The 13,433-nt window shown below is 66.3% G+C and carries 13 protein-coding genes; 9 read left to right on the top strand and 4 right to left on the bottom strand.

Annotation, left to right across the window (positions count from 1 at the left end):
• Positions 1-122 precede the first annotated feature (122 nt).
• A complete protein-coding gene (hemB, locus tag BIWAKO_RS01275; protein ID WP_069876995.1) occupies positions 123-1,196 on the bottom strand; it encodes a porphobilinogen synthase in 1,074 nt (357 codons plus the stop codon).
• 181 nt (positions 1,197-1,377) lie between these two features.
• Here hemB and BIWAKO_RS01270 point away from each other — a divergent pair, with 181 nt between their 5' ends.
• The 4 genes from BIWAKO_RS01270 to BIWAKO_RS01255 all read left to right on the top strand — a co-directional run bounded on the left by BIWAKO_RS01270 (position 1,378) and on the right by BIWAKO_RS01255 (position 5,278).
• Positions 1,378-2,433, top strand: coding sequence for an enoyl-CoA hydratase/isomerase family protein (locus BIWAKO_RS01270; protein WP_069876994.1), 1,056 nt, complete (start codon positions 1,378-1,380; stop codon positions 2,431-2,433).
• A 3-nt stretch (positions 2,434-2,436) separates the two neighbouring features.
• On the top strand, positions 2,437-2,895 hold the full coding sequence (locus tag BIWAKO_RS01265) for a DUF6163 family protein (RefSeq protein ID WP_141739931.1): 459 nt from the start codon (positions 2,437-2,439) through the stop codon (positions 2,893-2,895).
• Positions 2,896-3,203: 308 nt separating this feature from the next.
• Positions 3,204-3,716, top strand: coding sequence for a transcriptional regulator LdtR (gene ldtR, locus BIWAKO_RS01260; RefSeq protein ID WP_069882066.1), 513 nt, complete (start codon positions 3,204-3,206; stop codon positions 3,714-3,716).
• A gap of 320 nt (positions 3,717-4,036) precedes the next feature.
• Positions 4,037-5,278 (top strand): L,D-transpeptidase family protein, encoded by a 1,242-nt coding sequence (locus tag BIWAKO_RS01255; RefSeq protein ID WP_069876992.1) that lies wholly within the window; start codon positions 4,037-4,039, stop codon positions 5,276-5,278.
• A 74-nt stretch (positions 5,279-5,352) separates the two neighbouring features.
• On the opposite strand, the gene BIWAKO_RS01250 is transcribed toward BIWAKO_RS01255, so the two are convergent.
• Both BIWAKO_RS01250 and BIWAKO_RS01245 read right to left on the bottom strand, forming a co-directional pair.
• Entirely contained in the window at positions 5,353-6,462 is a 1,110-nt protein-coding gene (locus tag BIWAKO_RS01250; protein WP_069876991.1) for an isocitrate/isopropylmalate dehydrogenase family protein, read from the bottom strand.
• A gap of 72 nt (positions 6,463-6,534) precedes the next feature.
• The gene (locus BIWAKO_RS01245; protein WP_069876990.1) at positions 6,535-7,515 is read right to left on the bottom strand and encodes a Bug family tripartite tricarboxylate transporter substrate binding protein; all 981 of its coding nucleotides are present in this window, start codon (positions 7,513-7,515) and stop codon (positions 6,535-6,537) included.
• A gap of 171 nt (positions 7,516-7,686) precedes the next feature.
• Here BIWAKO_RS01245 and BIWAKO_RS01240 point away from each other — a divergent pair, with 171 nt between their 5' ends.
• Positions 7,687-8,346, top strand: a complete 660-nt coding sequence (locus tag BIWAKO_RS01240; RefSeq protein ID WP_244523333.1) for a GntR family transcriptional regulator — start codon at positions 7,687-7,689, stop codon at positions 8,344-8,346.
• A 34-nt stretch (positions 8,347-8,380) separates the two neighbouring features.
• Here the strand turns inward: BIWAKO_RS01240 and nhaA are convergent, their stop codons facing one another.
• Positions 8,381-9,589, bottom strand: coding sequence for a Na+/H+ antiporter NhaA (gene nhaA / locus BIWAKO_RS01235; RefSeq protein ID WP_244523332.1), 1,209 nt, complete (start codon positions 9,587-9,589; stop codon positions 8,381-8,383).
• A gap of 214 nt (positions 9,590-9,803) precedes the next feature.
• Here nhaA and glyA point away from each other — a divergent pair, with 214 nt between their 5' ends.
• The 4 genes from glyA to BIWAKO_RS01215 are packed head-to-tail and all read left to right on the top strand — an operon-like array spanning position 9,804 to position 13,411.
• Positions 9,804-11,105 carry a serine hydroxymethyltransferase gene (gene glyA / locus BIWAKO_RS01230; RefSeq protein WP_069882063.1) on the top strand — a complete coding sequence of 434 codons (1,302 nt, stop codon included), beginning with the start codon at positions 9,804-9,806 and terminating at the stop codon, positions 11,103-11,105.
• Between the two features lie 38 nt (positions 11,106-11,143).
• Entirely contained in the window at positions 11,144-11,641 is a 498-nt protein-coding gene (nrdR, locus tag BIWAKO_RS01225) for a transcriptional regulator NrdR (RefSeq protein WP_069876989.1), read from the top strand.
• Complete coding sequence (gene ribD, locus BIWAKO_RS01220) at positions 11,634-12,764, top strand: bifunctional diaminohydroxyphosphoribosylaminopyrimidine deaminase/5-amino-6-(5-phosphoribosylamino)uracil reductase RibD (RefSeq protein ID WP_069876988.1); 1,131 nt, start codon at positions 11,634-11,636, stop codon at positions 12,762-12,764. Before nrdR ends, ribD begins: the two co-directional genes overlap by 8 nt.
• On the top strand, positions 12,764-13,411 hold the full coding sequence (locus tag BIWAKO_RS01215; protein ID WP_069876987.1) for a riboflavin synthase: 648 nt from the start codon (positions 12,764-12,766) through the stop codon (positions 13,409-13,411). Before ribD ends, BIWAKO_RS01215 begins: the two co-directional genes overlap by 1 nt.
• Positions 13,412-13,433: the final 22 nt, after the last annotated feature.

Genomic DNA, 13,433 nt, shown 5'->3' with positions numbered 1-13,433 from the left:
GCGAAGGCTAGCGCCAGTTGCGACGCGTTGATACTCGATGCGTCGCGCAATTCAGCGCTTTGCCGGTCGCCCGTGACGTGAGGCGGTGCGCCCCAAGGCGCACGCGCTTCAGCCGGCGGCCTTTAGCTGTTCATCTTCAGCTTCTCGGCGACGCGCGGCGCGAAATAGCTCAGCACCCCGTCGGCGCCGGCGCGCTTGAACGCGATGAGACTCTCCATCATGGCCTTGTCGCCATCGATCCAGCCATTCAGGGCGGCGGCCTGGATCATCGCGTACTCGCCGGAGACCTGATAGGCGAAGGTCGGCACCCGGAAATGATCCTTCACGCGCGCGATCACGTCGAGATAGGGCATACCGGGCTTGATCATCACCATATCGGCGCCCTCTTCGAGATCGAGCGCGACCTCCGCAATGGCCTCGTCCGAATTGGCGGGGTCCATCTGATAGGTGCGCTTGTCGCCGATCAGCGTCGCATTGGTGCCGATCGCGTCGCGAAACGGGCCGTAGAAGGCCGATGCGTATTTCGCCGCATAAGCCATGATCTGGACGTCCTCGAAGCCGGCCTCGTCGAGTTCGACCCGGATAGCGCCGACGCGGCCGTCCATCATGTCGGAGGGGGCGATGACATCGGCGCCGGCATCGGCAAGCGCCAGCGCCTGCTGTGTCAGAACACGCACGCTCGCATCGTTCAGGATGCGCTCGCCCGCCATGACGCCGTCATGACCATGTGAGGTGTAGGGGTCGAGCGCGGCGTCGCAGATGATGCCGATCTCGGGCACCTCGGTCTTGATGGCGCGCACGGCGCGGCACATCAGGTTGCGCGTGTTCAGCGCTTCGGACGCCGTCGCGTCGCGCAACGACTTCTCGACATAGGGAAAAGGCGCGATCGCCGGAATGCCGAGGCTGGCGGCATGGGCGCTCTGGCGCACCGCCTCCTCGATATTCAGCCGGTCGACGCCCGGCATCCAGTCGACAGCAGAGCGGGCCTCGCTCGAATCCACCAGGAAGATCGGCCAGATCAGGTCGTTTGCGGTCAGGACCGCCTCGCGCACCAGCCGGCGCGACCATTCGGCCTTGCGGTTGCGCCGCATCCGGCGGGTCAGGTCGAGCGAATCCTTGCTGCGCAGAGCAGTGGCCGCCAGATCATCCTGCCGCGCGACGGGCGCCGGAAACGGCCTTACAACCCGAGATGCCATAAAATCCTCCGCCGCCTGGGCGCGTTGGCTTGTCCTTTGCCGGATGCTTAGCACATCGGAACCGTTCCAAAATAGAGGTGGATGGTCGCAACCATGCGCTCAGGGTCAGGCGGCGCCGCGCGTTGACAAGCGCCCGAGCCCCGGCCCAGAACCGGACCCTGTTATCAGGGAACAGCACGGCATGTCGCAGGAACCAGAGATCATTTGCGAAATCCGGGGCGCGGCGGGTGTCGTCATCCTCAACCGCCCCAAGGCGCTGAATGCGCTGAGCCTGGTCATGGTCCGCGAACTGGCACGCGCGCTCGATGCCTGGGAACATGACCCGCTGGTGACGCGCATCGTGGTGATGGGCGCCGGCGAGAAGGCGTTCTGCGCGGGCGGCGACATCCGCTCGCTGCATGATCTCGGCCGCGCCGGCCGTCAGGGCGAGATGCTCGCCTTCTGGGGCGAGGAATACATCCTCAATCACCGTATCAAGCACTATCCCAAGCCTTATATCGCGCTGATCGACGGCATCGTCATGGGTGGCGGCGTCGGCATTTCACTGCATGGCAGCCACCGCATCGCCGGCGACCGCTACCTCTTCGCCATGCCCGAGGTCGGCATCGGCTTCTTCCCGGATGTCGGCGCGACCTATGCCCTGCCGCGCCTGGAAGGCGCAGCCGGCATCTATCTCGCCCTGACGGGAGACCGCGTCGGGGCAGCGGACGCCCTGGCGCTGGGTCTTGCGACCCATGCCGTACCGAGCAGCCGGATGGCGGAACTCGCCGATGCCTTGACCGGCCGCGGTGCCGTCGACGAGATCCTGGCCGGGTACACCCAGGATCCCGGCCCGCAAAAGCTGGCCACCGAACGCGCGACCATCGCCGAATGCTTTGGCGCCTCCGAACTGGACGGCATCAGGGGGCGCTTGAAGCTGAAGGCTGAATCCGGCGACGCCTTCGCCGGCAAGACCCTGCAGACGCTTGCCGTCAAATCCCCGACCAGCATTGCCATCGCCTTCGAGCAGATGCGCCGCGGGGCAGGGCTCGATTTCGCGGAAGCGATGCGCACAGAGTACCGCATCGTCTCGCGCATTGCCGAGGGCCATGACTTCTATGAAGGCGTGCGGGCGGTGGTGATCGACAAGGATCATGCCCCGCGCTGGCAGCCGGCCACGCTCGATGAGGTCGATCCGCATGCGATCGCTCGCTACTTCGCTTCGCTTGGCGCGAACGAACTCGTCCTGGAGCATTGAGCGATGGGAATGGGGAGGGGAGATGGCGAGCCCCTGCGCGGGCAGCGCGTCATCGGTTCGGCCGGCCTCGAGGAGAAGAAGGGCAAGCTGACCCGCTGGCGGCGCGTGCTGGTCTGGCTGCTGCGCCTGCTGTCGCTCGCCTGGATGGCCAAGGGGCTGATGGCCTGGGCGGTGATCTTCGGCATCGGCATGGAGGGGCAGACGCCGTTCGAGGCGCAGTTGCTGAGCTATCAGGCGATCACGGTCTATTTCGCGGTGATCGATCTCGTCGCCGCGGTCGGGCTCTGGCTGACCAGCACCTGGGGCGGGGTGCTCTGGCTTCTGGCGGCGGTCAGCCAGTTGCTGCTCGGCTTCTTCTTTCCGCGGCTGCTGCCGGTGACGCCCTATCTGATCGCGACCTATGTGGGGTTGATGGCCGCGTATTTCCTGGCCACCTGGGCGGCGGAGAACGAGGAGACTTGAGACCGGCAGATCCGGGCTTGCGGGGCGCTCGGCGCACGGTGCCGGTCCTGGCAATGGCGCTGTTCGGGCGGGCACTCGCGTCCTGGCGCGGAGAGCCCCGTTTCGCCGCAAAGCGCCTCGATTGCGTCGAGTCATGGTAATAAACGCTTTAGCTTAAGCGTTTCTGGCTTCACTTACGATTCACCCAAAGGGGTAAATCTCCGATTCATCCTGATATTTAAACTCGTTTTCATCCGTCCAGCCTATGGTGTTTTCAGAAGCGGACCGGGAGATAAATCCTGGCCGGCATGCAACAGGCGGGATATACCATGACAACGAGCGTAAAGACTTTGGCTCCTGTGAAGTCGGAAGAAATTCAACTCAAGGTGAAGCCCCTTTACCTTGAGTCTCTCACCCTGGTTGAGCGGCTGCATCGCCGCCTGCTCGATGTCATCAAGGATGAATTCGAGCGCCGCAACCGTGACGACGTCAACAGCGTCCAGGCGCTGTTGCTCTACAATATCGGCGATGCCGAGCTCAGCGCCAGCGAGCTCCGGACGCGCGGCTACTATCTCGGCTCGAACGTGTCCTACAACGTCAAGAAGCTGGTCGAACTCGGCTATCTCCACCATGCCCGTTCGCGCATCGACCGCCGCTCGGTCCGCATCAGCCTGACCGAGAAGGGCCATGAGGTGCACAATCTCGTGAAGGGCGTCTACGACAAGCATGTCCAGACGGTCGAGCAGATCGGCGGCATCGCGGCCGATGACTTCGAGCGCATGAACAACGCGCTGCTGCGTCTCGAGCGCTTCTGGACCGACCAGATCCGCTACAAGCTCTAATTTCTGGCCTGAACCGCCAGACAATCGGCGCTGACCTGACCTGAACTTGCAAACTCCCGCCCTCGCTGCGGGAGTCTTTCGGGCCGCTGTTGCTCTCCGGTCCGCTGCTGTTGCAGTTGGGCGACGCAGGGCGCCCATGCTGCATTCCCTGCTTCCCCTTCGTCGCCAATGCCCTAAAAACGCCGCGCTCATCACGAGACGTTAACTGTGGTATTGGATCGTCGCTCGCAACCGGGCCGCCATCCATGGCGGAGCCGGACTTGTTGTTTGCGGCGCTGATGCGCGGTCTTGCACCTTGAGGACGAGGGAAGAGGGATACGATGTCGAATTTCAGCCTGACCCGCCGCGAAACCGTGCTGGCACTGCTTTCGGGTGCAGCAACGGCCGCGGCCGCGCCAGCCTGGGCTCAGCAGGCGGAGTGGCGCCAGAGCTATGATTCAGGCGCTCGCAATGCTGTTGCCCGGTCCTCGACCCCGACCTTGTCTCCCGAGACGCTGCAGGCGACGGAGCAGGCGATCGTCGCCTATCGCGACCTTGCCGCCCGCGGCGGCTGGACCCCGATCCAGCTGAACGACCGGCTCGGCGTCGGCTCGCGCGGTCCGGGCGTCGTCGCCCTGCGCCAGCGCCTGATCATCACCGGCGATCTCGATTCGGCTGCCGGCACCAGCAATATCTATGATTCCTATGTCGAAGCCGGGGTGCGCCGCTTCCAGTCGCGCGTCGGGCTCTCGACGACCGGCGCGATCAACCGCGCGACGCTGACGGCGTTGAACGTGCCGGTCGAGCGGCGCATCCGCCAGCTCGAGACCAATGTGGTGCGCCTGCGCTCCTGGTCGGGCAATCTCGGCAACCGCTATGTCGTCGCCAATATCCCGGCGGCTTCGGTCGAGACGGTCGAGAACGGCCATGTCGCGACCCGGCATGCCGCCGGCGTCGGCAAGGCCGACCGGCAGTCGCCGCTGCTGCAGACCAAGATCCCCGAGGTCAATTTCAACCCGACCTGGACCGTGCCGGCTTCGATCATCCGCAAGGATCTGATCCCGAAGATGCGCAAGGAGCCGAACTACCTCACCGAGAACAAGATCCGCATCATCGGTCCCGCCGGCGAGATCGCGCCCGAGCGCGTCAACTGGAATTCGGACGAGGCCACCCGCTACACCTTCCGCCAGGATCCCGGCGGCGAGTTCAACTCGCTCGGCTTTGTGCGCATCAATATCCCGAGCCCGCACGGCGTCTACATGCATGACACGCCGGCCAAGGGCATCTTTGGCGACGATTTCCGTTTCGTCTCCTCGGGCTGCATCCGCGTACAGAACGTGCGCGACTATATCGCCTGGCTGCTCAAGGAGACGCCCGGCTGGGATCGCGCCAAGATCGACGAGGTGATCCAGTCCGGCGAGCGCATCAACGCCCGGATCAGCAATCCCGTGCCGTGCTACTGGGTCTATATCACCGCCTGGGCGACGCCCGATGGCGGCGTCCAGTTCCGCGACGACATCTACAACAAGGATGGCCTGGGCCCGGCGCCGGTCGCGGCGCTGCAGGAAGACCAGAACATCTGAGCGCAAGCTCTCTCACGCTGAAACGGCCCGCCAGTTCTGGCGGGCCGTTTTCGTTTGGCCTCCGTGGGCTGTGGTCAGGCTGCCGTCGCGGTCTCCCGCAGCACGGCAACGACGCGCTCGCTGAAGGCCTTGGTCCCGAGCGTTCCGCCGAGGTCGCGCGTGCGCTGCTCCGGCAGGCGGATCGTGCGGTCGAGCGCGGCCTCGATCGCCTGTCCGGCACGCAGCAGGGCAGGGTCCTGCCTGCGCTCGCCCAGCCAGTTCAGCAGCATCGCGGCCGAGCCGATCAGCGAACAGGGATTGGCAAGGTCGCGGCCGGCGATGTCGGGAGCCGAGCCATGCTGCGCCTGGGCCACCGCATGGTCCTGTCCCGCATTGAGCGAGGCGGCAAGCCCCAGGCTGCCCGAAATCTCGGAGGCCTGGTCGGAGAGGATGTCCCCGAACATGTTGGTCGTCACGATGACGTCGAACACGCCGGCATCGCGGACCAGCAGCGCCGCCATCGCATCGATGATCTTCTCCTCATAGGCGACGTCGGGATAGCGTTCGGCGACGGACCGCACGCATTCCAGAAACAGCCCGTCGGAGATCCGCAGCACGTTTGCCTTGTGCACGGCCGTGACCTTGCGCCGGCGCTGGCGGGCAAGGGCAAAGGCGCTCTCGGCGATGCGCAGCGAGGCCTGCCGCGTCACTTTCCGGAAGGAGAGGGCCAGGTCCGGCGTCGGCATCATCTCGCCGGGGCCGAGATGCATCGAGCGGTCGGAATAGAAGCCCTCGGTGTTCTCGCGCACCACGACGAGGTCGAGCGGCTTGCCGCAGCGCGGCTCAAAGCCCTCGCGCGAGCGGGCAGGGCGGATATTGGCGTAGAGGTCGAGCCGCTTGCGAAGCTGGCCGGAGGGATTGAGTCCGCCCTTCTCGGCCGGCGGGTAGTCATTATGGGATACGGGTCCCAGAATGACGCCATCGGCCTGACGCGCCGCCGCGAAGACGTCCTCCGGGAAGGTCGAGCCGACCTTGCCGAGTGCGGCAAAGCCGATCTCGGCATGCTCATAGCTCAGCGCGAAGCCGAAGAGCCCGCTGGCCTCGTCGAGCACGCGGCGGGTGGCCGCGCTGATCTCGGGGCCGATGCCGTCTCCGTCCAGGACGAGAAGCCGCAGGGCGGCGTTTTTCTGTGATGTATCGGTCATTGCAGGGCTTCGTCCGGAACTGGGATGGAGCTGCCCGGCCTGCGCGTCGCCGCGCGGGGCGGGCAGCAGGGATCATTCGACCTTGATATTCGCTTGCGCCACCACCTTCGCCCATTTCTCGCGCTCCGCCTTGACGAAGGCCGTGAACTCCTGCGGCGTATTGCCGATCGGCTGCGCGCCTTCGAGTTCGAGATTCCGGCGCACTTCGGGCAGGTTGATGATGGTCGCGACCTCGCTGCGCAGCCTGTCGATGATCGGCTGCGGCGTGCCCTTGCGGACGAAGACGCCATACCAGCCGCTGGCCTCGTAGCCGGGCACCCCGGCCTCAGTGAGCGTCGGTACGGCCGGCAGGGCCGGTGCGCGCTCGGAGGTCGTGACGGCGAGAGCCCGCAATGTGCCGCCATGCACATGGCCGATCGCCGAGGGCAGGGTCGCGAACATCATCGGGATATGGCCGCCGATCAGGTCGTTGAGGGCGGGGCCGGCGCCGCGATAGGCCGCGTGCTTCAGGTTTGTCTGCGCCATCAGTTCGAACAGCGCGGTCGCGATATGGTTGGCCGAGCCATGGCCGGCCGTGCCGTATGTCAGGCCTTCCGGCTGCGCCTTCGACAGCGCGATCAGCTCCGCGACGGAGTTCGCCTTGACCGATGGGTGCACCAGCAGGAGCAACGGCGCCTTGGCGATCAGGGTGACGGGCTCGAGCACCTCGGCCGGGTCGTATTTGAGATTCTTGAACAGGCTCGGATTCACGGCCATCGGGCCGATATTGCTGATCAGCACGGTGTAGCCATCGGCCGGCGCCTGCGCCGCGGCGGTCGTGCCGAGATTGCCGCCCGCACCGGCGCGGTTCTCGACCACGACGCCGACGCCGAGGCGCGACTGCAGCTTCTCGGCCACGGCCCGTGCGATCACGTCCGTGCCGCCGCCCGCGGCATAGGGCACCACCATGGTGATCGGCCGGCTAGGCCAGTCCTGGGCTGCGGCCATGCCGGTCATGCCCAGCATCGCCCCGAGCACGGCGCCCAGTCGCAATCCTGCAAATCTCCGCATCATCGATTCCTCCCGTCGAGCTCTTCCCGTCGGTCTCTCGCCGACGATGTCTTGTTTTCGGTATACCGAATAATACTGAAATGACTCGATGCGAGGCAAGCGTTGATTTCGCGGCTGGCTCACGCGATCACGCGTGACAGGCGAAAGCGCGCCGGGCGAAGCGAGGAGATGGTCTTGGGTGATTTTGCCGACATGCAGCCCGCGCCCTCGCTGGCGGGCCAGGCCTATGCGCGCCTGCGCGACGCGATCGCCAGCGGAGAGCTTCGGCCCGGCGCCAGGCTGCGCGAGGAGGATCTGGCGAAGCATATGCAGATGAGCCGCACGCCGCTGCGCGAGGCGGTGCGCCGGCTCGAGGCGGAAGGCTTCTTCACGCGTGAATCGCGCAGTCTCGTCGTCGCCTCGCTCGATCATCAGGCGGTCTCGGAACTCTATGCGATGCGTGAGGCGCTCGAGGGTACGGCGGCAGCCTTCGCCGCGCGCCATGCCGCAGAGGTCGAGATCGAGGCGCTGCGCGATCTCCATACGCTGGAGGCCGGGTTGCTGGCGCAGCCGCAGGAGCTGGCGCGCCACAACGAGCGCTTCCATTCCGCGCTCTATGGTGCGGCGCATAATCGCTACCTGCTCAAGACACTGAACGCCTTGCGTGACGCCCGCGCGCTGCTCGGCCCCTCGACCTTGCTGGACCCCGTCCGCGCCGCGCAGGCCCATGCCGAGCACGAGGCCCTGGTCGTGGCAGTCGAGCGCCGCGACCCGGTTGCAGCCGATGCAGCCGCGCGCAGCCATATCCGCTCGGCCCAGCGCGAGCGGCTGCGGCGACTGGTGACCGGCGACTAGGGCTGCTCCCCTCCGAGGAGGGGGAGAGCGCTGTTCAGGCCCCGCGCTTGCCGCCGGTCGGGCCTGCCGAAGCCAGCTTCAGCACGAGCGCTCCCGCGAGCGCCGAGAGCAGCGAGCCCATCAGCACGCCGATCTTGGTGGCGTCGCCGAGTTCGGGATTCTGCGGGAAGGCCAGCGCTCCGATGAACAGGCTCATCGTGAAGCCGATGCCGCAGAGCAGTGCGACGCCATAGAGCTGCAGGTAGTTCGCCTTGGCCGGCATGGTGCCGAGCCCGGTCTTCACCGCCACCCAGGCGAAGCCGAAGACGCCGACCTGCTTGCCGACGAACAGTCCAAGCGCGATGCCGAGCGGAATCGGCGCGAGCAGGCTCGACGGCGACATGCCCGCAAAGGACACACCTGCATTGGCGAAGCCGAAGATCGGCACGATCACGAAGGACACCCAAGGGTGCAGCTTGTGCTCGAGCATGTGCAGCGGGGAATGCTCGGGCTCGTCGCTGTCGCTGCCGTCGCCGATCGGGATCGTCAGTGCCAGGATGACGCCCGCGAGCGTCGCGTGCACGCCCGATTTCAGCTGGAAGAACCAGAGCAGCGCGCCGATGGCGAGGTAGAGCCAGATCCGCGTCACGTTCATCCGGTTGAGCGTAATCAGGACGGCAAGGCACAAGCCCGCCATGCCGAGCATCGGCAGCGAGATCTCGCTGGTGTAGAACAAGGCGATGATCAGGACGGCGCCGAGATCGTCGAGAATCGCAAGCGCGGTCAGGAAGACCTTGAGCGAGACCGGCACGCGCGGCCCGAGCAGGGCGAGCACGCCGAGCGCGAAGGCGATGTCGGTTGCCGCCGGGATCGCCCAGCCGCGCATCGCGACCGGGTCTCCGCGCGTCAGCGCCAGATAGATCAGGGCGGGCGCGATCATGCCGCCGAGCGCCGCAATGCCGGGCAGGGCGCGTCGCGACCAGGTCGAGAGCTGCCCTTCGATGAATTCGCGTTTGATCTCCAGCCCGACGAGCAGGAAGAAGATCGCCATCAGCCCGTCATTGACCCAGTGCAGCACGCTGAGCCCGCCGACATAGCTTCCGAGCAGCTTGAAATAGGAGGGAGCGGCCGGTGAATTGGCGATCAGGAGGGCTATCGCAGCGACGCCCATGAGCAGGAGACCGCCAGCTGCTTCGCTCGCCAGAAGGGCCTTCAACGGCGAGCGCCTCGCAGGTGGGGCATTCCCGGCGATGTCTTGCGTCACGTTCAACTCCTTGCTGGCTGCTGTCGCCGCCCTTTGTGCAGGTGACGTGCGCTCATGTCACCCCGCATCGGCCCTTGGAATGGCGGCCTCCACCGTGCTACGGAGCGCGCGATAGCGGGCTCGGCCGCGAGATTCCGCAACAGCCAGAACTGCGTGGCTGCCGCATGGCCTTTGCCGGCCCCTGCGGCAATCCGAAGCGCCGATGGAGCATCCCATGAGTCGTGACGCCGCCGCCGAGAAGCATCTCTCGAACTCGTTCTTCGGCGCTTCGCTCGCCGATTCCGATCCGGAGATCTCGCGTGCCATCGCTCTCGAGCTCGGTCGCCAGCGCGACGAGATCGAACTGATCGCCTCGGAGAACATCGTGTCGCGCGCCGTGCTCGAGGCGCAGGGCTCGGTGATGACCAACAAATACGCGGAAGGCTATCCGGGCCGCCGCTACTATGGCGGCTGCCAGTTCGTCGACATCGCCGAGAAGCTGGCGATCGAGCGCGCCTGCCGCCTGTTCGACTGCCAGTTCGCCAATGTCCAGCCGAATTCCGGCAGCCAGGCCAATCAGGCCGTGTTCATGGCGCTGATGCAGCCCGGCGACACCTTCATGGGCCTCGATCTCGCTGCCGGCGGCCACCTCACCCATGGCGCCCCGGTCAACCAGTCCGGCAAGTGGTTCAAGGTCGTGCCCTACGGCGTCTGCGTCGTCGACCAGACCATCGACTATGATGCGATGGAGCGCCTCGCCGTTGAGAACAAGCCCAAGGTCATCGTCGCCGGTGGCTCGGCCTATGCCCGTCATTGGGATTTCGCCCGCTTCCGCGAGATCGCCGACAAGGTCGGCGCCTATTTCATGGTCGATATCGCCCATTTCGCCGGCCTGGTGGCGGGCGGCGCGCATCCCTCGCCATTCCCGCATGCCCATGTCGTCACCACCACCACGCACAAGACCCTGCGCGGTCCGCGCGGCGGCATGATCCTGACCAATGACGAGGCGCTGGCGAAGAAGATCAACTCGGCGATCTTCCCCGGCATCCAGGGCGGCCCGCTGATGCATGTCATCGCCGCCAAGGCGGTCGCCTTCCACGAGGCGCTGCAGCCGGAGTTCAAGATCTACGCCCGCGCCGTCGTCGAGAACGCCAAGGCGCTGGCCGAGACGCTGAAGACCAAGGGCTTCGACCTCGTCACCGGCGGCACCGACAACCACCTCATGCTGGTCGACCTGCGTTCGAAGAAGGTCACCGGCAAGGCGGCGGAAGCAGCGCTTGGTCGCGCTCATATCACCTGCAACAAGAACGGCATCCCCTTCGATCCGGAGAAGCCGATGGTCACCTCCGGCATCCGCCTGGGCACGCCGGCTGCGACCTCGCGCGGCTTCGGCGTCGCCGAGTTCCAGCGTGTCGGCGAGCTGATCGCCGAGGTGCTGGACGGGCTCGCCGCGCATGGCGATGAGGGCAATGCCGACGTCGAGCAGGCGGTGAAGGCCAAGGCCCACGAGCTGACGGCACGTTTCCCGATCTATTGAAGGCAAGGCGACCCGTCGCCTGAAGGAGAAGAGCCGCGATGCGCTGTCCCTATTGCGGCTCCCTCGAGACCCAGGTGAAGGACTCGCGTCCCACCGACGATCACGCCTCGATCCGCCGCCGCCGCGTCTGCCCTGACTGCGGCGGCCGCTTCACCACATTCGAGCGCGTGCAGCTGCGCGAGCTCACGGTGGTGAAGCGCTCCGGCCGGCGCACCGTCTTCGACCGCGACAAACTGCAGACTTCGATCGAGGTCGCCTTGCGCAAGCGCCCGGTCGCGCCGGAGCGCGTCGAGCGCATGGTCAACGGCATCGTCCGCCAGCTCGAGAGTTCGGGCGAGGGCGAGGTTTCGAGCTCCACCATCGGCGAGCTGGTGATGGAGGGGCTGAAATCCCTCGACGATGTCGCCTATGTCCGCTTCGCTTCGGTCTACAAGAATTTCCGCGAGGCCCGCGATTTCGAGGAGCTGCTCGGACAGCTCAGCGGCGACGAGATCGAGGGCGCCGGCGTGGTTCCGCCCATTCGTGGCGATGACTGAGCAGAGCGCGCTCGACCGCGCCTTCATGCAGCAGACCCTCGCCTATGGCGCGCGCGGGCTGGGCACCACCGGCACGAACCCTAGCGTCGGCGCGCTGATCACGCAGGACACGCCGGACGGCCCCGTCGTGATCGCCCGCGGCCACACCCAGATCGGTGGCCGGCCCCATGGCGAGGCCCATGCCTTCGACCGGGCCGGCGCTGCCGCGACAGGCGGCACGCTCTATGTCACGCTCGAACCCTGCTCCCACCGCACCATCCGCGCCGCGACGCCTTGCGTCGAACGCACCATTCGGGCCGGCGTGAAGCGGGTCGTGGTGGCGATGGCGGATCCGAATCCGCGCTTTCGCGGGCTCGGCTTCGCGTTGTTGCGCAGCGCCGGCATCAGCGTCACCACCGGCGTTCTCGAAGAGGAGGCCAGGCGCACCCATCGCGGCTATGTCCTGCGCATCACCGAGGGGCGGCCGATGGTGACCTTCAAGGTGGCACGCACGGCCGATGGCTACGCGGGCACGGCCGCGGGCGGCCCCATCGCGGTTTCCTGCCAGGCCGCGAATGGCTGGGTGCATCTCCAGCGGGCGCATCACGACGCGATCATGCTCGGCATCGGTTCGGTGCTCGCCGATGATCCCATGCTGACGGTCCGCCTGCCGGGAATGGCGAAGCGCTCGCCGATCAGGGTCATTCTCGATTCGCACCTGCGCCTGCCGCCGGGCTCCCGGCTCGTGCAGTCGGCCGGCGAGGTTCCGGTCTGGGTGATCGCTACGGAATCGGCCCCTGTTGCCAACGAGGCCGAGCTGGTCGCCTCAGGTGTCGAGGTCATGCGCGTCTCCGCCGGAGCGGACGGCCATCTCGATCTTCGCGAGGCGTTGCAACTGCTCGGCGCACGCGGCATCAACCGGGTCTTTTCGGAAGGCGGTCCGACGATCGGCGAGAAACTGGCTTTGGCGGGCCTGGCCGACGAGGTCGTCGTTTCGACCTCGCCGCGTATGCTGGGTTCGCCCGGCGTCGTCGCCGTCCGTCCGGCCCTTGCCGGATTGCTGGCCGACCCCGATCTGTACCGGCTTGCGGAGAGCGGCCTGATCGGCCACGACCGTTTCGAGCGCTATGAGAGGATCGCCTGATGTTCACCGGCATCGTCACCGCCATTGGCACGATCGTGGAGGCTCAGAACAAGGGGCCGAGCTTGAAGAGGCTTGCGATTGCGAGCCCGTTCGAGGCTGCGGGAATCGAGATCGGCGCGTCGATCTGCTGCGCCGGCATCTGCCTGACGGTGACGGCGCTGAAGCCCCGGCAAGACGGCGAGGCGGGCTGCATCTTCCAGGTCGAGGTCGCTGCCGAGACCTTGTCCAAGACCCTCGCCGGGGAGTGGGAGCCGGGCACGAAGGTCAATCTCGAACGCTCGCTGAAAATGGGCGACGAGCTTGGTGGCCATCTGGTGACCGGTCATGTCGACGGCGTCGGCACGATCCTGAAGATCGATCCGATCGCGGCCGATCCCGACGAGCCCTGGGGCGCAACGGCGCGCTTCCACATCCGCGCGCCGCAGGGTTTGCCGCGTTTCATCGCGACCAAGGGCTCGATTTGCCTCGACGGCACCTCGCTCACGGTCAACAGCGTCGAGGACGATATCTTCACCGTTCTGCTGATTCCGCACTCCTTCAGCGTCACCACCTGGGGCGAGCGCAAGCAGGGGGACCGCATTCATGTCGAGGTCGATCTGATGGCGCGGTATGCCGCGCGGCTTGCGGAGGCGAGCCCGGGGGGGTAACCAGCCGACTTGAAATCCAACA

The sequence above is a fragment of the Bosea sp. BIWAKO-01 genome (assembly GCF_001748145.1).
Lineage (GTDB): Bacteria > Pseudomonadota > Alphaproteobacteria > Rhizobiales > Beijerinckiaceae > Allobosea.
The sequence above is the reverse complement of the archived record's forward strand: the minus strand, read 5'-3'. Positions and strand labels throughout refer to the sequence as shown.

What these genes read in the sequence shown, in the direction of transcription:
- hemB (WP_069876995.1), bottom strand. Translation starts at nt 1,196, where the DNA reads ATGGCATCTCGGGTTGTAAGGCCGTTTCCGGCGCCCGTCGCGCGGCAG.
- BIWAKO_RS01270 (WP_069876994.1), top strand. Translation starts at nt 1,378, where the DNA reads ATGTCGCAGGAACCAGAGATCATTTGCGAAATCCGGGGCGCGGCGGGT.
- BIWAKO_RS01265 (WP_141739931.1), top strand. Translation starts at nt 2,437, where the DNA reads ATGGGAATGGGGAGGGGAGATGGCGAGCCCCTGCGCGGGCAGCGCGTC.
- ldtR (WP_069882066.1), top strand. Translation starts at nt 3,204, where the DNA reads ATGACAACGAGCGTAAAGACTTTGGCTCCTGTGAAGTCGGAAGAAATT.
- BIWAKO_RS01255 (WP_069876992.1), top strand. Translation starts at nt 4,037, where the DNA reads ATGTCGAATTTCAGCCTGACCCGCCGCGAAACCGTGCTGGCACTGCTT.
- BIWAKO_RS01250 (WP_069876991.1), bottom strand. Translation starts at nt 6,462, where the DNA reads ATGACCGATACATCACAGAAAAACGCCGCCCTGCGGCTTCTCGTCCTG.
- BIWAKO_RS01245 (WP_069876990.1), bottom strand. Translation starts at nt 7,515, where the DNA reads ATGATGCGGAGATTTGCAGGATTGCGACTGGGCGCCGTGCTCGGGGCG.
- glyA (WP_069882063.1), top strand. Translation starts at nt 9,804, where the DNA reads ATGAGTCGTGACGCCGCCGCCGAGAAGCATCTCTCGAACTCGTTCTTC.
- nrdR (WP_069876989.1), top strand. Translation starts at nt 11,144, where the DNA reads ATGCGCTGTCCCTATTGCGGCTCCCTCGAGACCCAGGTGAAGGACTCG.
- ribD (WP_069876988.1), top strand. Translation starts at nt 11,634, where the DNA reads ATGACTGAGCAGAGCGCGCTCGACCGCGCCTTCATGCAGCAGACCCTC.
- BIWAKO_RS01215 (WP_069876987.1), top strand. Translation starts at nt 12,764, where the DNA reads ATGTTCACCGGCATCGTCACCGCCATTGGCACGATCGTGGAGGCTCAG.